Source organism: Herbaspirillum sp. WGmk3 (assembly GCF_023952535.1).
GTDB lineage: Bacteria > Pseudomonadota > Gammaproteobacteria > Burkholderiales > Burkholderiaceae_D > Herbaspirillum > Herbaspirillum huttiense.
The window spans coordinates 339,209-356,956 of record NZ_JAKYWT010000003.1 but is presented as its reverse complement, the minus strand read 5'-3'; the positions used below and the strand labels follow the sequence as shown (position 1 = coordinate 356,956).

At 63.7% G+C, this 17,748-nt stretch carries 17 protein-coding genes; 6 read left to right on the top strand and 11 right to left on the bottom strand.

The annotated features are described in order from the left end of the window. The first annotated feature begins 23 nt into the window (after positions 1–23). The gene (gene lhgO / locus MKD49_RS13590; RefSeq protein ID WP_209532486.1) at positions 24–1,241 is read left to right on the top strand and encodes an L-2-hydroxyglutarate oxidase; all 1,218 of its coding nucleotides are present in this window, start codon (positions 24–26) and stop codon (positions 1,239–1,241) included. A gap of 68 nt (positions 1,242–1,309) precedes the next feature. Here the strand turns inward: lhgO and MKD49_RS13585 are convergent, their stop codons facing one another. The 7 genes from MKD49_RS13585 to MKD49_RS13555 form a co-directional block, all read right to left on the bottom strand. Continuing rightward, positions 1,310–2,236, bottom strand: coding sequence for a recombination-associated protein RdgC (locus MKD49_RS13585; protein WP_034330361.1), 927 nt, complete (start codon positions 2,234–2,236; stop codon positions 1,310–1,312). A gap of 160 nt (positions 2,237–2,396) precedes the next feature. Further along, entirely contained in the window at positions 2,397–3,551 is a 1,155-nt protein-coding gene (dinB, locus tag MKD49_RS13580) for a DNA polymerase IV (protein ID WP_252696541.1), read from the bottom strand. A gap of 39 nt (positions 3,552–3,590) precedes the next feature. Continuing rightward, positions 3,591–3,800 (bottom strand): SlyX family protein, encoded by a 210-nt coding sequence (locus MKD49_RS13575; RefSeq protein WP_083859453.1) that lies wholly within the window; start codon positions 3,798–3,800, stop codon positions 3,591–3,593. Then, positions 3,797–5,095, bottom strand: coding sequence for a TIGR03862 family flavoprotein (locus MKD49_RS13570; RefSeq protein WP_134223602.1), 1,299 nt, complete (start codon positions 5,093–5,095; stop codon positions 3,797–3,799). The genes MKD49_RS13575 and MKD49_RS13570 overlap by 4 nt, the downstream gene beginning before the upstream one ends. 85 nt (positions 5,096–5,180) lie before the next feature. Continuing rightward, on the bottom strand, positions 5,181–5,924 hold the full coding sequence (locus tag MKD49_RS13565) for an amino acid ABC transporter permease (RefSeq protein WP_252696540.1): 744 nt from the start codon (positions 5,922–5,924) through the stop codon (positions 5,181–5,183). 167 nt (positions 5,925–6,091) lie between these two features. After that, complete coding sequence (locus MKD49_RS13560) at positions 6,092–6,904, bottom strand: basic amino acid ABC transporter substrate-binding protein (protein WP_039783602.1); 813 nt, start codon at positions 6,902–6,904, stop codon at positions 6,092–6,094. A 218-nt stretch (positions 6,905–7,122) separates the two neighbouring features. Next, entirely contained in the window at positions 7,123–9,195 is a 2,073-nt protein-coding gene (locus MKD49_RS13555; RefSeq protein WP_209584377.1) for a UvrD-helicase domain-containing protein, read from the bottom strand. Between the two features lie 126 nt (positions 9,196–9,321). Here MKD49_RS13555 and MKD49_RS13550 point away from each other — a divergent pair, with 126 nt between their 5' ends. Beyond that, a complete protein-coding gene (locus MKD49_RS13550) occupies positions 9,322–9,792 on the top strand; it encodes an SRPBCC family protein (RefSeq protein WP_034330381.1) in 471 nt (156 codons plus the stop codon). Positions 9,793–9,895: 103 nt separating this feature from the next. Here the strand turns inward: MKD49_RS13550 and MKD49_RS13545 are convergent, their stop codons facing one another. Beyond that, a complete protein-coding gene (locus MKD49_RS13545) occupies positions 9,896–10,954 on the bottom strand; it encodes a YeiH family protein (protein ID WP_209584379.1) in 1,059 nt (352 codons plus the stop codon). 161 nt (positions 10,955–11,115) lie between these two features. Between MKD49_RS13545 and MKD49_RS13540 the strand changes: the two genes are divergently transcribed. After that, entirely contained in the window at positions 11,116–12,018 is a 903-nt protein-coding gene (locus MKD49_RS13540; RefSeq protein WP_209584381.1) for a LysR family transcriptional regulator, read from the top strand. Positions 12,019–12,043: 25 nt separating this feature from the next. Here MKD49_RS13540 and MKD49_RS13535 read toward each other — a convergent pair whose 3' ends face one another. Further along, positions 12,044–12,529 (bottom strand): asparaginase domain-containing protein, encoded by a 486-nt coding sequence (locus MKD49_RS13535; protein ID WP_034330389.1) that lies wholly within the window; start codon positions 12,527–12,529, stop codon positions 12,044–12,046. A gap of 206 nt (positions 12,530–12,735) precedes the next feature. Between MKD49_RS13535 and MKD49_RS13530 the strand changes: the two genes are divergently transcribed. Continuing rightward, entirely contained in the window at positions 12,736–13,500 is a 765-nt protein-coding gene (locus MKD49_RS13530; RefSeq protein ID WP_034330392.1) for a hypothetical protein, read from the top strand. Here the strand turns inward: MKD49_RS13530 and MKD49_RS13525 are convergent. Beyond that, positions 13,478–14,464 carry a D-2-hydroxyacid dehydrogenase family protein gene (locus tag MKD49_RS13525; RefSeq protein ID WP_134137016.1) on the bottom strand — a complete coding sequence of 329 codons (987 nt, stop codon included), beginning with the start codon at positions 14,462–14,464 and terminating at the stop codon, positions 13,478–13,480. The genes MKD49_RS13530 and MKD49_RS13525 overlap by 23 nt on opposite strands. A 180-nt stretch (positions 14,465–14,644) precedes the next feature. Here MKD49_RS13525 and MKD49_RS13520 point away from each other — a divergent pair, with 180 nt between their 5' ends. Continuing rightward, the gene (locus MKD49_RS13520; RefSeq protein ID WP_252696539.1) at positions 14,645–14,851 is read left to right on the top strand and encodes a LysR substrate-binding domain-containing protein; all 207 of its coding nucleotides are present in this window, start codon (positions 14,645–14,647) and stop codon (positions 14,849–14,851) included. Between the two features lie 387 nt (positions 14,852–15,238). Beyond that, positions 15,239–17,107 (top strand): phosphoenolpyruvate carboxykinase (GTP), encoded by a 1,869-nt coding sequence (locus tag MKD49_RS13515; RefSeq protein ID WP_252696538.1) that lies wholly within the window; start codon positions 15,239–15,241, stop codon positions 17,105–17,107. A gap of 92 nt (positions 17,108–17,199) precedes the next feature. Here the strand turns inward: MKD49_RS13515 and MKD49_RS13510 are convergent, their stop codons facing one another. Continuing rightward, positions 17,200–17,652, bottom strand: a complete 453-nt coding sequence (locus tag MKD49_RS13510; protein WP_252696537.1) for a thioesterase family protein — start codon at positions 17,650–17,652, stop codon at positions 17,200–17,202. Between the last annotated feature and the right edge of the window lie 96 nt (positions 17,653–17,748).

Genomic DNA, 17,748 nt, shown 5'->3' with positions numbered 1-17,748 from the left:
TTACCAGGACCCTTGCCAGCCTCATGAGACCCTTGCACTATGCCGTCATCGGCGGCGGCATCAACGGCCTGGCCGTGGCTCGCCAGTTGCTGCTGGATCAACCCGATGTGCGCGTCACCGTCTTCGAGAAGGAAGACGCCGTGGCCCGCCACCAGTCCAGCCATAATTCCGGCGTGGTCCACGCCGGCCTGTATTACGAACCGGGCGGCCTCAAGGCGCGGCTGTGCCGGCGTGGCGTCGAGCTGGTCAGGCGCTACTGCGAGCAGAATGGCTTGCCCTACGATGAATGCGGCAAGGTGGTGGTGGCGCTGGACGCGGACGAATTGCCGCGCCTGGAAGCCATCCATCGCAAGGCGCTGGCCAATGGCGTGCCGGATGTGGAGATGATCGACGGCGCACGCCTGCGCGAGATCGAACCCCATTGCGTAGGGCTGCGCGCGCTGTATTCGCCGCGCACGGCCATCGTCAGCTATGGCCAGATCGCGCAGCACATGGCGCAGGAGATCGTGCAAAGGGGCGGCGTGATCCGTCTCAATGCAGCGGTGCAACGCGTGTTCGAACAAGGGCAGCATGTGCAGATCGAACTGGCCGGCGGCGAGGTGCACGGTGATGCGTTCGATTTCGCCATCGCCTGCTGCGGCCTGCAGTCAGACCGGCTGGCGCAGCAATCGGGCGATGTCGCCACGCCGCGCATCGTGCCCTTCTTCGGTCAGTACTACGTCATCGATGAAGCCTTCAAGTCGCATGTCCGGGGCCTGATCTATCCGGTGCCCGATCCGCGCTTTCCCTTCCTCGGCGTGCATTTCACCAAGCGTATCGATGGCCAGATGACCATCGGTCCGAACGCCTTCATTTCGCTGGGACGCGAGAATTACCAAGGGGATCGTTTCAGCCTGCGCGATGTGGCCGACTATCTCGGCTATCCGGGTTTCTGGAAATTCGCCAGCCGCAACATGGCCGCGACCCTGCGTGAACTGAAAACGGTGGTCAGCGAGCGGCACTTCGTGCGCGAAGCTGCCCGCTATGTGCCGGCCCTGTCCGAGGTGAGCGTGACCCCGGCCGTGCGCGGCATTCGTGCCCAGGCCATGGAACCCGATGGCCGGCTGGTGGACGATTTCGTGATTCGCCAGAGCAGCCGCGTCACGCATATCCGCAATGCGCCTTCGCCGGGGGCCACCTCTTCATTGGCCATCGGCGAGCACATCGTGCGCAACCTGATCCACCCGCACGGGACGATATGAAAAAAACGCCGCGACGGTCAGCCCGTCGCGGCGTTTTCATTCGTACTGGCGTACTGAAGCGATGCCGGTCAGGCCGCGCGGGCCAGTGTTCCGTCGTTTTCCTTCAGTTGGCCTCCCAGCGCGTCGACCAGCGCGGTCAGCAGCTTGGCCAGCTCACCGGTCATCAGCATGAAGTCGCCATCGAAGCGTTCATCGTCGTTCTTGCCGGCGATCTCGCTGTCTTCCTTGAGCACGTCCAGCGGCGCGATGCGCTTGACCGACAGGTTCTCGGTCAGCACGAAGGACACCTTGTCGGCCCAGGTCAGCGCCAGGCGCGTGCACTGCTTGCCGGCTTCGATGTGGCGGCGGATGTCGTCGGCTTCCAGCGTGTGGCGCACATAGCGCACCGTGGCCTTGCTCTCGGCGGTGGAGCGCAGCTCGGTATCCTGGTCCACGGTGAAACCGTTGGGCGCTTCGTCGCTGGCCAGCCAGTCGGTCATGGCCGCTGCCGGCGACATGACGGTACGCAGCGTTTCCAGCGGGAACTTGGGGATGGCCTTGAACAGCAGCTTCAGGACTTCTTCGGCCTTGGAGGGCGAGCCGGCATCGACCAGCAGCCAGCCATTGACCGGATCGATCCAGACCCAGGTACTGCGCACTACCGAGAAGGCGCGCGGCAGCAGTTCGTCGGTGACCTGTTCCTTCAATTCCTTGGTCTGCTTGCGGCCCGGCGGGAAACCTTGCTGCTCTTCCAGCTCGGCGGCACGGGCCTTGGTGACCTGGTTGATGACGGTCGAGGGCAGCAGTTTCTTCTCGGTATCGAGTTTCAACAGCAGCTGGCGGTTGACCACATGCACCAGTTTTTCATTGTTGCGCGGCGGCACCCAGCCCTGGCTCTGCATGTCCAGGCTGGAGCAGGCGGTGAAGGCCTGCGGCGCGAGATGGGATTCGAGTTCGTCGGCATTGATCGCCCACGGTGCGGGCAAACGGTAGATCTGGAGATTCTTGAACCACATAGGTTTCCGGAGCAGGGCAAAGAGGGAAAGGGGGAGATTTTACACGCCCGTCTCGCCGCAAGCGATGTCGGATTGTCCACGCTTGCAGTTAAATTTTTCGTGGCCAGGCTTGCCGCAGAGTACGTCAGAAAAACGCACAAATAGTTCGCGGAAAAATGGATCAGCCGCCGAACGGCAACTCCGCCTGCAGCGCCTGCGCCGTCAAGGCAAGCTCATCCTTGCGCGAAAGCGCGCCCACGCGCACACCGAGCAGGCGCAGCTTCTTTTCCAGCGGCACTCGCTTCAGACATTCCCCCGCCGCCTGGCGGATGGTGGCAGCGTCCCCGGTGGGTGCGGGCAGCGTAACATCGCGCGTCACACCCTGGAAATCGGCGTATTTCAGTTTGATGCCGATGGTGCGGCCGACATAGCCCTTGCGCTCCAGGTCACCGGCCAGCTTTACGCACAGGGCGGTGAAGATTTCCGAGAGTTGTGTACGGTCGGCACGCGCATGCAGGTCGCGTTCAAAGGTGGTTTCCCGGCTGATGGATTTGGGTTCGGAATAAGTCTGCACCGGGCGATCATCGACGCCCTGCGCCACACGTCCCAGCCATTCGGAATAGCTGCGTCCGAAATGCGCGCGCAGCAACTCAGGCGATGCGCGTGCCAGGTCGGCCACGGTCTCGATACCCAATGCCGCCAGCTTCTCGGCGGCCTTCGGCCCGATGCCGTTGATCTTGCGCGCAGGCAGCGGCCAGATGCGGCGCTCGATATCCTCGGGCGTGAGGATGGTGAGCCCGTCGGGTTTGTCCAGTTCGGAAGAGATCTTGGCCAGCATCTTGTTGGGCGCCACACCGACGGAGCAGGTCAGGGCGGTAGCGGCATGCACCGCGTCCTTGATCTGGCGCGCGACCTCATGCGCGGTATCGGGCCACGCAGAAAGATCGATATAGATTTCATCGATGCCGCGATCCTCGATCAGCGGCGCGATGCTGCGCACCGCTTCCTTGAACAGGCGCGAATACTTGCGATAGGCCTCGAAGTCGGTCGGCAGCAGGATGGCGTCCGGTGCCAGCTGGGCCGCCTTCATGATGCCCATGGCCGAGAAGACGCCGAGCGCGCGCGCCTCGTAGGTGGAGGTGGTGACCACGCCGCGCCCGGCGTAATCGCGCATGCGGAAATACTGGCGCGTGCCATCGGGCAATTCCACCGGCCGCGTGGCCGAACCGCCGCCGATGACCACCGCCTGGCCGCGCAGCTCGGGATAGCGCAGCAATTCCACCGACGCATAGAAAGCATCCATGTCGAGGTGGGCGATGCGGCGTTCGTTGGCCATGGTGGTGCGAGCAGCGAAGAGGAAACGGAAGCGGCGCGATCAGTAATGCGGCGGCTTCTCGTTGGCGGCGGCGCGGTCCTGGCTGGTGTCGGACAATTCCTTGAAGCGCTTGGCCAGGGCATGCAGCAGCATGTCCAGTTCCTCGATCTTCTTTTCCTGGCGATAGACGGTCTGGTTCAGTTCGTCCAGCAGGTGTTCCTGATGGGCGAGTTTCATTTCCAGGTCGATGAGGCGGTCGTCTTGGGTCACTTGTGTTGTTCCTTGGAAGAGTTGCTCAGGCTGGCAGCGCGGTCATCACTGATGAGCCAATGCAAGGCACCGGCCGCAGCGGCGCGGCCGGTGGCAAAGCAGGCAGTAAGCAGGTAGCCGCCGGTGGGCGCTTCCCAGTCCAGCATCTCGCCGGCGCAGAACACGCCGGGCAGGGCACGCAGCATCAGCGCATCATCGAGCGCCTCGAAGCTGACGCCACCGGCGCTGCTGATGGCTTCGGCGATGGGACGCGTGCGCAGCACGGTCAGCGGCAGGGCCTTGATGGCGCGCGCCAGCTTGCCCATGTCGGCGAAGTCGTCCTTGCTGACCAGCTCGCGCAGCAGTCCGGCCTTCACGCCCTTGAGATGCAGGCGGCTTTGCAGGTGGCTGGAGAGCGAACGCGCACCACGCGGATGGGCCAGTTCGGCTTCCACTTTTTCCAGCGGCCAGTCGGGCAGCAGGTCCAGGTAGAGACGCGCCGCGCCTTCTGCGGCGATGGTGTCGCGCAACGCCGAGGACATGGCATACACCAGGCTGCCTTCGATGCCTTCGGCGGTGATGATGAATTCGCCGCGGCGATTCTGCACGCCGCCGCTGGGCAGCGCCGTGCTGGCTACCACCGGCTTGACCGGTTCGCCCGCGAAGCGGCTGCGGAAATGTTCGCTCCAGTCCAGCTCGAAGCCGCAGTTGGAAGGCAGCAGCGGTGCGACCTCGACCTGGCGGTCTTGCAGCAGCGGCACCCAGCTGCCATCCGAGCCCAGGCGCGGCCAGCTGGCGCCGCCCAGAGCCAGCACCACGGCATCGGCTTGCACATCGGTGTGGCCGTCAGGATGGGCAAAGCGCAGCGCGCCGTCCTCCTGCCAGCCCACCCAGCGATGGCGCATGTGGAAGCGCACGCCGGCTTCGCGCAGGCGATGCAGCCAGGCGCGCAGCAGCGGCGCGGCTTTCATCTCGCGCGGGAAGACGCGACCGGAGCTGCCCACGAAAGTCTCGATGCCGAGGCCGTGTATCCATGCGCGCAACTGGTCGGCGTCGAAGCGGCGCACGAAGGGCGCGACCTGTTCACGGCGATGGCCATAGCGCGGCAGGAAGTCGGGTTGCGGTTCGGAGTGCGTGATGTTCATGCCGCCGCGCCCGGCCAGCAGGAATTTGCGGCCGGCCGAGGGCATGGCGTCGTAGACGTCCACGGCGGCGCCTTGCGCGGCCAGCACTTCGGCGGCCATCAGGCCGGCCGGACCGGCGCCGATCACGGCCACGCGGCGGCTGCCGGGAGCGAGTTGGGGAAGAGTGTGCATCGATGTCATGCGCGGCATGATACCGCCCGCCTGCGAGCAGCGCACGCGCTTCCCGCTGATCGCTGCGGATCGGCGGGCAAATCGGTCAGCGGCGATGCGGCGCGCTGTACTTGTTTTCCAGACGGGCCACCACCAGCGCCAGGCAGATGGTCATGGCGAAATACAGGATGGAGATGGTGATATACGGCTCCCAGTAACGGGCATACGTGCCCGCCACGGTGCGCGCAGCATAGGCCAGTTCGGCCAGGCCGATGGCCGAGACCAGCGAGGAATCCTTCAACAGCGTGATGGCTTCGTTGCCCAGCGGCGGCAGCATGCGGCGAAACGCCTGCGGCAGTACCACGTAGCGCATCGTGAGCCCGTAGTTCATGCCGAGGCTGGCGGCGGCATAGGACTGGCCGCGTTCGATGGACTGGATGCCGGCTCGGAAGATTTCCGAAATGTAGGCTCCTGCATTGAGCGACAGCGCGACCGTGCCGGAGAGGAAGGCACCATAGTCCTGCTTGATGGTGCGCGCCAGTTCGCCGGTGATGAGCAGGCCGTGTTCCTGTTGCACCAGCAGTGGCATCACCGCGAAGTGGATCAGCATGATCTGCACGAACAGCGGCGTGCCACGGAAGAAGGCGACGTAGAAGCTGGCCAGCCAGCGCAGCAGCTTCAGCGGCCACTTCCAGGGGCCGTGCTGCAGGTCGGCCAGGCGCAGCATGCCCACCAGCAAGCCGATCACGGTGCCGATCAGGATACTGATCAGCGACACCTGCAAGGTCATGAGGACGCCCTTGGCGAACAGTGGCGCGTAGCCTTGGATGATGCTCCAGCGGAAATCCATGTCGGACTCGATTGGTGGTTGAAATCGGGAAAGGAACAAAACGGGGACGGCGGCCGGGGCCGCCGTCTTGTTGCCGGATCAGGCAGTCATGCACTCAAGCACTCATGCACTCATGCAGTCCTCTGCTCCTGTAGAGGTCGGCAGGAGCAGCGGGACGGCGTGCGGGCTTATTTGCCGAAGTATTGTGCGCTGATGGCGGCGAAGCTGCCATCGGCCTTCATGTCGGCCAGGCCCTTGTTGATCTTGGCCAGCAGTTCCGGATCATCCTTGCGCACGGCGATGCCGTAGTCTTCCTTGGGGAAGCTGGGATCGGTGACGGTACGCAGCTTGCTGTTGGGGTTGTTGGCGATGTAGTTCTTGACCACCGGTTCATCGGCCACGACGGCGTCGACGCCACCGCTTTCCAGTTCCTTCAGGGCCAGCGGGGTGGAGTCGAAGCGCTTGATCTTGGCGCTGTTCTTGCCCAGCACCTGCTGCACCAGTTCGTCGCCGGAGGTGGCGCTCTGGGTACCGACGGTCAGGGGCTTCAGGTCGTCCATCTTGCTGACCTTGGTGTCGGCGGCCGGCAGGGCGATGGTCTGGGTGGCCACGAAGTAGGGCTCGGAGAAGGCCACCGACTTCTTGCGTTCATCGGTGATGGTGATGGCCGAGATCAGCAGGTCGCGGTCACCTTGCGCCAGGAAGTTGAAGAAGCCTTCGAAGGGCGTCGGTACGAACTTGACTTCGATGCCGATCTTCTTGGCCAGGGCCTTCATGACGTCGATGTCGAAACCGACCACATCCTTCTGTTCGTTTTCCGAGGAGAAGGGCGCATAGGCCGATTCCACGCCGACCACGTAGACGCGGGCGGCTGCGGCTTGCGGTGCCGGGGTGGCGGCGCTCTTGTCTTCCTGCTTGCCGCAGGCGGCCAGGCCCAGCATGCCGACGAAGCCGGCGGTCAGTGCCAGCGTACGGGCGTGGCGGGAGAACATCTTGATCATTGCTTGATTTCCTTGTCTGGAATGGTTTGGGGCAACAGGGGCAGACGAGCGGGTAGCGCGGCGGGCGGTGTTGCTTGGGTGAAACTCGGGGATTTTTTTGCAGGCGGCATTGTAAACCGCGATGCGGTCAGGGCGCTCATTTCGAGATCAAATCGCACTATGGATGTGCGTGATATCGACATTTTCGCCACGCTTCAGGCACGTATGCGCCCCTGGACTCAACTTCCTTCAGGCGTCGGACGCGGCTTCTGCAACAACGCCTTCAAATTCGCCAGCCGCGCCTGCGGCGTGATCTTCTCGCTCTCCTGCGGCACCGCCTCGCCCTCATCCAGGCGCATCTCCTTGACGAAGCGCGAGATCTGGCATTCGATCACTTCCTTGGCGCGCTTGCGGCGCTTGCACCAGGACAGGTGCAGGGAACGTTGCGCGCGCGTGATGCCCACGTACATCAGGCGGCGCTCCTCTTCCACGCGCGCAGCGGCGGCCTCGGGCGGGGTGTCGGGGTCGCCCTTGTGCGGCAGGATGCCTTCCTCCACGCCCACCAGGAACACGTGCGGAAACTCCAGTCCCTTGGACGCATGCAAGGTCGACATGCGCACCGCATCCTGCTCTTCGTCGCGCCCTTCGAGCATGCTCATGAGCGCCACCATCTGCGTGATCTCCAGCAGGTTCTTCTCTTCACCCTCGCCATCGCGCCCGCCGCAGGCGCGCTCCTTCAACCAGTTGATGAAGTCCACCACGTTCTGCCAGCGTGCCAGCGCCGCGCGCTCCTCGAAGCTGTCGTAGAGGTAGAACTCGTAGTTGATCGCCTCCATCATGTCGTCCAGCACCTTGCCCGCCTCTTCGCCGCTGCCGGACGGACCCGGCCGCGTGGCGCGCGATTCCAGCGCATTGATGAAGTCGCAGAACTTGCGCAGCGGCAGCAGCTGGCGGTCGGTCAGCTTGTCTTCCAGGCCGCCCTTGTAGACCGCCTCGAACAGCGAACACTGCCACTGCCCGGCCAGCGTGCCCAGCACCTCCAATGTCGCCTGGCCCACGCCACGGCGCGGCGTGGTGACGGCGCGGATGAAGGCCGGGTCATCGTCCTGGTTGGCGATCAGGCGCAGGTAGGCAATGATGTCCTTGATCTCGGCACGGTCGAAGTAACTCTGCCCGCCCGACATCACGTAGGGGATGCGTTCGCGCCGCAAGGATTTTTCCAGGATGCGCGCCTGGTGGTTGCCGCGATACAGGATGGCGTAATCGGCAAACTTGGCGCGCCGCTCGAAGCGGTGCGCCGAGAGCGTGATGGCGATCTGGTCGGCTTCGGCTTCTTCATCATCCATCGCCATGACCGTGATCGGATCGCCCAGCCCGTGCTCGGACCACAAGGTCTTGTCGAACAGCTTGGGATTGTTGGAAATCACCGCATTGGCCGCCTGCAGAATGCGCGTGCTGGAACGATAGTTCTGCTCCAGCTTGATGAGGTGCAGGTTGGGAAAATCCACGCCCAGCAGTTTCAGGTTCTCGATGGTCGCGCCGCGCCAGGCATAGATGGCCTGGTCGTCGTCGCCCACGGCGGTAAACATCGGCTTCTTGCCCACGCCGGTCACCAGCAGCTTGACCAGTTCGTACTGGCAGGTGTTGGTGTCCTGGTATTCGTCGATGAGCAGGTAGCGCAGCTTGCGCTGCCAGCGGTCGCGCACTTCCTCGTTGCTGCGGAACAGTTCCACCGGCAGGCGGATCAGGTCATCGAAATCGACCGCCTGGTACGCCTTCAGCGTAGCCACATAGCTGCGGTAGATGCGCGCGGCCTGGGCTTCGTCTTCGGTGCGGGCATTCTTTTCGGCCAGCTCGGGATCGACCAGGCCGTTCTTCCACAAGGAAATGGAGTTCTGTATGCCGCGGATGATGGCCTTGTCGGTGGTGACCGCCAGTTCTTGCACGAGGGAAAAACAATCGTCGCTGTCCATGATTGAAAAGCGGTCCTTCAGCCCCAGATGCTTGGACTCCTGCCGCAGGATCTTCACGCCCAGCGAATGGAAGGTCGAGACCGTGAGGTGCTTGGCCTGCTTGGGATCCTTGAGCAGCTTGGCGATGCGCTCCTGCATTTCCAGCGCGGCCTTGTTGGTGAAGGTGAGCGCGGCGATGTTGCGCGATTCGTAACCGCAGTTCTCGATCAGGTGCGCGATCTTCTGCGTGATCACGCGGGTCTTGCCCGAACCGGCACCGGCCAGCACCAGGCAGGGCCCGGCCATGTAGTGGACGGCTTCGCTTTGCGGCTTGTTCAGGCCGAAGGAGGGTGCGGACATACGGAGGCGATCGGCGTGGGCAGGAGAAGAAACGAGGCGCCATTGTAGCAGCCCGCCCGACCGGCCCGGCTGCGCCTGTGGGACAATGCCCGCATTGCCGGCGGCAACAACAACACGAGAGCAACCATGAAATTCAACCATCTCATCCAGATCAACGATCCGCTCAATCCGCTGATCGATTCCCTGACCCGCGAGCAACTCTGGCGCGGCCTGGTCCTGCGTGCGGAGTCGCCGCGCCTGTTCATGCCGCATCTGGATGACTGCCGCCTCTCCGAAAAAAGCCTCGACAGCGTGCGCCGCGAGTTACGCTATGGCGAGCTGGTCATCATCGACAAGGTCACTTACCTGCCGCAGATCCAGGTGCTCTATGAAGTGCCCTCGCAGGGCGAGATCCCGGCGTCGCGCATGAGCATGACCATCGAGGAGCCCCAGGCCGATGTGCTCTTCGTGCGCTTTGAGTATGACGACGGCAAGCCCGAGGATGTCACCGGCGAAGAAGCTTTCTATGACAACTTCCGCCGCTCGGCTTATCAGGAAGCCGATATCGATACGGTGCGCATCATCCGCGAACTGACCCAGCGTGGTGAGCTGCATTGAAGAAACTGAATCAAGTTTCCCATTGAGTCAGTTTTCCTGATGTAACAAAAAAGGCGCGCTCCCTGCGGAGCGCGCCTTTTTGCTTGATGAGGTGGAGTGGGCCTCAGGCCAGCAAGCGTCCCAATGCGCCATTGACCAGGGCACCGCCAATCACCAGCCAGGCAAACAGCACCGCACCGAGGATCATGGGCTTGATGCCAGCGCTGCGCAGCGCCGAGAGGTGGGTGGACAAGCCCAGGGCCGCCATGGCCATGGCCAGCATCAGCGTATCGGCTTGCAGCACCAGCTGGTTGACCGCGGCCGGCAGCGGGAAGAAGGAGTTGAACACCACCACACCGATGAAGGCGAAGGCGAACCAGGGAATGGACAGCTTCTTCGTTGCATGTGCAGCCCCCGATGCCGCCGCTGCAGACGGTGCGACCTTCATCGACAGCATCAGCAGGAAGGGCGCCAGCATCATCACGCGGACCATCTTGGTGATCACCGCGACGTCGGCCGTGTGCTGATCGATGGAGCGTGCAGCGGCCAGCACCTGCGCCACTTCATGGACGGTGGAACCGATGTAGACGCCGAAGTCCGGCAGGCGCAGGCCCCACACCGGTTCGGCCTGCAGCGTATAGAGCAGCGGATAGAGGAAGATCGCCAGCGACCCGAAGATGACCACGGTCGAGACCGCCACGGTGACCTGCTCGCTGCGCGCGCGCAGCACCGGCTCGGTGGCCATCACGGCAGCCGCACCGCAGATCGAGCTGCCGGCACCGATCAGCAGCGCGGCGTCACGATCCAGCTTCAACAACTTGGTACCGACCAGCCAGGCCAGCCCGAAGGTGGACAGCAGCATGGCCGCATCGATCACCACACCAGCCACGCCGACGTGGGCGATGTCCTGGAAGGTCAGTCGGAAGCCGTAGAGGATGATGCCCGCACGCAGCAGCGTCTGCTTGGAGAAGCGCACGCCCTCGCCGCAGTACGCACCGAGACGCGGATAGACGGTGTTGCCGATCAGGATGCCCAGCACGATGGCCACGGTCAGGGCCGAGAAGCCGTGATTCTGCAGCCAGCCGATATTGCCCAGGCTCATAGCTGCCCAGGCGACGGCGCCCGAAAGCGCCAGTCCGGCGGCGGCCGGCGGCAGGGAGGAGGTCTGGATGGCGGTACGCATGGGGCTCTCCACGAAGGGTGTGCTGTCGATGGAGTGCACTTTACGCGCCGGGCTTATAAAAGAAAAACGCGTTATTTTGCTAATATCTACCTGTTAAACAGGTAGATGGACGGTGACGTTTTCTGCGCACCCCCATGTTGGAAATGCATAACGGAGGATCGATGAGGATCACGCTGCGGCAATTGCAGATTTTCCTGGCGGTGGCCCAATCGGGCTCGACCACGGCGGCGGCCGGGCTGGTGGCGCTGTCGCAGTCGGCGGCCAGCGCTGCGCTGAACGAACTGGAGAGCCTGCTGGGCGTGCAATTGTTCGACCGTGTCGGCAAGCGGCTGGTGCTGAATGACAGCGGCCGACAGCTGCTGCCGCAGGCGCGCCACATGCTGGATGCGGCCCAGACCATCGAGCGCCAGTTCAGCGATCCGGCCGCCGGCAGCGACCTGCACCTGGGGGCTTCCACCACCATCGGCAGCTATCTGCTGCCGGCCATGATCGCCGCTTATCGGCGCAGTCATGCAGGAGCGCGAGTGCGCGCGCTGGTGGCCAATACCGCCGATATCGTGGAGGCCGTAGTCAACTTCGAAGTGGATGCGGGGCTCATCGAAGGGCCCTGCCATGCCGATGATGTGCAGGTGGAGCCGTGGATGACCGATGAACTGATCGTGGTGGCCGCGCCCAAACACCCCATCGTCCGCGCGCGCCGCAAGATCACCCTGAAGATGCTGCGCGAAGCCGACTGGCTGCTGCGCGAGGCCGGGTCCGGCACGCGCGAGGCGGTCGAGCATGCGCTCATTCCCTACCTGCACTATTTGCCGTCGTCCTTCGAGTTCGGCAATTCGGAAGCCATCAAGCGCGCCACCGCCGAAGGCCTGGGCATCAGCTGCCTGTCACGTTCGGTGGTGGAAGATCTGATCGAATCGAGGAAGCTGGTCGAACTGGACACGCCCCTGCCGACCTTGCGCCGGCATTTCTACATGGTGGTCAGCCGCCACCGCGCGCCTTCGCCCAGCCTCGCGGCGCTGCTGTCGTTCTGCCGCGACTGGGCGCAGCGGCAGGCACCGCACTGAAGACGGGGCCTGCCAAAGGCCGGAATCAGATCGGCTCGAAAACGCCCGCGCTGCGGTTCTTGGCCACCTTGTTCCAGGCGAAGATGCGGCCGTTCATGGCCACATACACCCCCGGCGGCAGGACCTGGGCTACGCCGCAGGCAAAGCCGAAGTTGAAGAAGGCGTCGGAATTGGCGATCTCGTAGGGGATCATGGCGCCGGTCAGCACCACGGTCTTGTCGGTGAGCGCCTGGCCGAGCACCTGGGCGGTCTGCTGCATGGTGTCGGTGCCGTGGATGATGACGATGGCCTGCTGCGCCGAGGCCTGGCAGGCTTCCAGCACGCGCTGGCGGTCGCCGTCCTGCATCTCCAGCGAATCGAGCAGGCGCAGGGTTTCCAGGGAGACTTCGGTGGTGATGCGGGCGCGGGCGATGACGTCCGGCAGGTGGCTCTCGCCAAAGCCAAGCTGGCCCGCGATTTCGTCGTAATGCTTGTCGAAGGTGCCACCGGTGGCGATGATGCGCAGGCTCATGGGTTTCCTATCTTCCAACTGGTCAAAATGTTCACATCGCGGGATAAGCAAGATGCGGTCCCGGACGCCGCGTGCCAGCCGCTTCCCCCCGGATAGCCGCGCTATGGCTGCTGGCAGGCGCTATCTTACACGCAGGAAGCTTCATTTTCGTGTCGAGACGGGCGGGGCCGGAGCGATTTTCCAAGGACATTTATAATGGACCGCATATGAAACCTCTGGCACCCGGCACCGTCATCTTCCACCGCCATCGTGGCTATGGCGTGATCGTGCTCGTCAACCTGATGACGGGCTGGATTTCTGCGCGCTTCGGCAGCGAAGTGCGCACCCTGGACCTGAACCTGTCGTCGGACGAAGTGCAGCACGCCGATGGCACGCCCATTTTGTTTCGCCGCGCTCCGCCGGACCGCATGCCGCATGCGCGCCTGATGGCCATGGTGCGCGAGCTGCATCGTGCCGGTTATCAGCGGCTCTACCTCTATAGCTGGCCCAAGCCGTCCGGGCTGCACTGGCGCTGGCATCTCTTCAGCGGCCCGCGCAACTGGATCGAGCGGCCCTGGCGCGAGGGCTGGTATGGCTCGGGCGCCGATTACAACTTCAATCCGGTGATGGGCTGGGGCGACGGACCTTCTTCGTCCCCCGAGGAACTGGCGCGCCTGCTGGCCCAGTTCGATCCGCAGGGGCTGGCCCAGGCGCTGGGCGAAGACGAAGCCCACGCCAGCTGGTTCGAGCTGGTCTGCGCCACGCTCTTGCCGGATTACGCCTTCAGCCTCGGCTGGCACAGCAACGGCAGCATCCCGGAACACCTGCCGGTGATCCCGATCCGGCGCAACGTCCCCGAATACGCCGGCCCGCCGCTACCTTGGCCGCCGGGTTGGCGGCACCTGTGGAAGCGCGCCGGGGCCATGCCCCAGCTCACCTATGACCCGCCGGTCAGAACCATTCACCGCATCACCCCAGAGCCTCAGGATTGAGCACGTTCTTGGGCGATCCGGCGGCGTAGTCGACGATGTTCTGGAAGGCCGCGCGGAAGTAAAGTTCATATCCGTCTTTTTCCACATAGCCCAGGTGCGGGGCGGCCACCACGTTGTCCATCTTCAGCAGCGGTGAATCCACCGGCAGCGGCTCGCGCTCGTAGACGTCGAGCGCAGCCAGTCCGGGGCGGCCGGCGTGCAGGGCCGCTTCCAGCGCATCGGCCTCGACCAGTTCGGCGCGGCTGGTGTTGACGAAGCAGGCGGTCGGCTTCATGCGGGCCAGGTCGCTGGCCTTGACGATGCCGCGCGTGGCGTCGTTCAAGCGCAGGTGCAGGGTCAGTACGTCGGCCTGGGTGAAGAAATCTTCCTTGCTGGCGGCAGCTTGCAGACCATCCTTGACGGCTTGCTCGCGGCTGGCCTCGCGTCCCCACACCACCACCTGCATGCCGAAGGCGCGGCCATAACCGGCCACCAGCTTGCCGATCTTGCCGTAGCCCCAGATGCCCAGGGTGCGCCCCTTCAGGGCGGTGCCGATCAGGTTGTGATGCGGCGTGGGCGAGACCTGCTGCCAGGCCCCAGCACGCAGGGCGCTGCAGTATTGCGGCACGCGGCGCATGGCAGCCATGATGAGGGCCCAGGTCAGTTCGGCCGGCGCGGTCGGGTCGCCCACGCCTTCGACGATGGCGATGCCGCGCGCGGTGGCGGCGGCCACGTCGACATGGCCGCTGACCTTGCCGGTCTGGGAAATCAGTTTCAGCAGGGGGAGTTTTTCCAGCAGGGGCTGGGTGAGGGCGGTGCGTTCGCGGATCAGCACCACGGCGTCGAAGGGCGCCAGCCGCGCGGCCAGCTGGCCGGTGCCGCGCACGGTGTTGGTGAAGACCTTGACGTCGTGGCCGTCGAGCAGGCGGAAGCAATCTAGGTGGCGCACGGCATCCTGGTAGTCGTCGAGGATGGCGATTTTCATGGGAAGTCTCCTGGCACTCTTGAGGGGCTGTGACCGGCCACCTGCGTGGCCGGCGTGGACGTCCATCATAAAGCGATTGCCGGGATTCGGCACGGGCGCTGCTGCCCATGCAATTGGGGCGGCGCGTAAAGCTCGCATATTTTTCAGGGCCGCCCGATCCGGCGGCCGCCAGCGACTCCGATGACTGCCGCACAGGCCGGCAGCGGCATCATCCAGCAGATGTCGGTGACCCTCGATCCGGCCATGCAGGAGGGCAGCCTGGTGCCGGTGCTGCCGGAATGGCAGGTGGCCGGTCCGGACATCGTGGTGCTTTACCAACCAACACGCCGCGAGACAGCCAAGGTGAAAGTTTTCGTCGCATTTCTGCAGGAGATATTCACGTTGTGAATGGTGTATCGCCCGCAATGCCCCGCAAATCCAGTGTTCATGCGGTTTATCAAGGAATGACTGTTATATCCCACGGTAATGAATTAACAGATTTTTTTTGATTTGTAATTACCTACTACATAAGTCGGGTATTTTTCGCTACAAATTTGCGTAAATTCCGTTTTATCGGGGTACAATCGCTGCCACTTTCCTGCACTCTCGACTGTCGAAGAGTGAGCAAAACCCGCCGCCAGCAAGGAGGCGGGCCGGGTAGCCGGGCTCCTGGAGCCGGCCGCCATCGACAAGACCGCCGTATTGCAGACTGGCGTGCGTATCCCGCCAGGCCCGTGCAACGACGATCCTGCCGTGCCAACCGAATTCATCAACTTGTGGCATTGGAGGTAGCATATGAACCAACCCCTCATGGCAGGCATTCCCGCAGTCAATGCGCCCGCCTACGTCAAACACCAGAAACTGATCAACTGGGTCGCCGAAATCGCCGCGCTGACCAAGCCGGCTCGCATTTACTGGTGCGATGGTTCGCAGGAAGAATACGATCGCCTGTGCGCTGAAATGGTCGCCGCCGGCACCATGAAGAAGCTCAACGAAGCCAAGCGTCCCAACAGCTACCTGGCCTGCTCCGATCCGTCGGACGTGGCCCGCGTGGAAGACCGCACCTTCATCTGCTCGCAGAACAAGGAAGACGCCGGCCCGACCAACAACTGGACCGATCCGGCCGAGATGCGCCAGACCTTGAACGGCCTCTTCGACGGCTGCATGGCCGGCCGTACCTTGTACGTGGTGCCGTTCTCGATGGGTCCGCTGGGTTCGCCCATCGCCCACATCGGCGTGGAATTGTCCGACTCCCCCTATGTGGCCGTGAACATGCGCATCATGACCCGCATGGGCAAGGCCGTGTATGACGTGCTGGGCAGCGATGGCGAGTTCGTGCCCTGCGTGCACACCGTGGGCGCACCGCTGGCCGCCGGCCAGAAGGACGTGGCCTGGCCGTGCAATGCCACCAAGTACATCGTCCACTATCCGGAAACCCGCGAGATCTGGTCCTACGGTTCGGGTTACGGCGGCAATGCGCTGCTGGGCAAGAAGTGCTTCGCCCTGCGCATCGCCTCCACCATGGGCCGCGCCCAGGGCTGGCTGGCCGAGCACATGCTGATCCTGGGTGTCGAATCCCCGGAGGGCAAGAAGCACTACGTGGCTGCCGCTTTCCCCTCGGCCTGCGGCAAGACCAACTTCGCCATGCTGATCCCGCCCAAGGCCTTCGGCGGCTGGAAGGTCACCACCATCGGTGACGACATCGCCTGGATCAAGCCGGGTGCCGATGGCCGCCTGTATGCCATCAACCCGGAAGCCGGCTATTTCGGCGTGGCCCCGGGCACCAACGAAAAGAGCAACTACAACTGCATGGCCTCGGTTGCAGCCAACACCATCTTCACCAACGTGGCGCTGACCGATGATGGCGACGTCTGGTGGGAGGGCATGACCAAGGAAGCCCCGGCGCACCTGATCGACTGGCAGGGCAAGGACTGGACCCCGGAAATCGGCAAGGAAACCGGCCGCAAGGCAGCGCACCCGAATGCCCGCTTCACCGTGGCCGCGACCCAGAACCCGGTGATCGATCCGGCCTGGGATGATCCGGCCGGCGTGCCGATCTCGGCCTTCATCTTCGGTGGCCGCCGTTCCACCACCGTGCCGCTGGTGACCGAAGCCCGCAACTGGGTGGAAGGCGTGTACATGGCCGCGACCATGGGTTCTGAAACCACTGCTGCGGCCGTCGGCCAGCAGGGCGTGGTGCGCCGCGATCCGTTCGCCATGCTGCCCTTTGCCGGCTACAACATGAGCGAATACTTCCAGCACTGGCTGGACATCGGCAAGAAGATCGCCGCCTCGCCCGCAGAGCTGCCGAAGATCTACTGCGTGAACTGGTTCCGTACCGATGCCGATGGCAAGTTCGTCTGGCCCGGCTTCGGCGACAACATGCGCGTGCTGAAGTGGATGCTGGACCGCATCGAGGATCCGCAGGGCGTCAAGACCGGCGGTGTCGAACACCTGTTCGGCGTGACCCCGCGCTTCGATGACCTGCAGTGGGAAGGCCTGGACTTCAGCGCCGAACAGTTCGCCACCATCACCTCCATCGACAAGGCCGCCTGGGTCAAGGAACTGGAGCTGCATGCCGAACTGTTCGACAAGCTCAAGCACAAGCTGCCGGCCGAACTGCAGGGTGTGAAGGACAAGCTGGAGAAGAAGCTGGCAGCCTAAGCTGACCGGTTCGGAGAAGACAGGAAGCGCCTGCCGCATTGATGCGGCGGGCGTTTTCTTTTTGGGGTGGCGGATCTGGCCGAAGCGTTTTTTCAGCCCGGCATCAGCAAGGTCAGCGGCATGAGCGCCGCCCGCAATGCCTCGGGCAAGGCCACCGGTCTGCGGCTGGCGCGATCCACGTACACATGCACGAAGTGGCCTTGCGCAGCGACAGTCTCTTCCCCCGCCTTGAAGATGCCCAGCTCGTAACGCACGCTGCTGCGGCCCAGATGCGATACGCGAACGCCCACTTCGATGAGGTCCGGAAAGGCCACGGAAGCGAAATAGTTGCACTGCGTTTCGATGACCAGCCCGATCACTTCCCCTCGCTCGATGTCCAGCACGCCCCGCTGCACCAGGTAGTGGTTCACGGCGGTATCGAACCAGCTGTAGTAGACGACATTGTTGACGTGGCCATAGACATCGTTGTCCATCCAGCGTGTCGCAATGGCGTGGAAGTGCAGGAAATCGGCGCGGCGGCCGGGTTGGGGACGGTGCTCGCTCATCGGTTCATCAGGGTCAGGATTGGTCAGCTTGTGCAGCTGCACAAGAACGGCGTGCTTGCAGTAACATTGCTCCCACTTCCGCTCGCACCCGCTCCT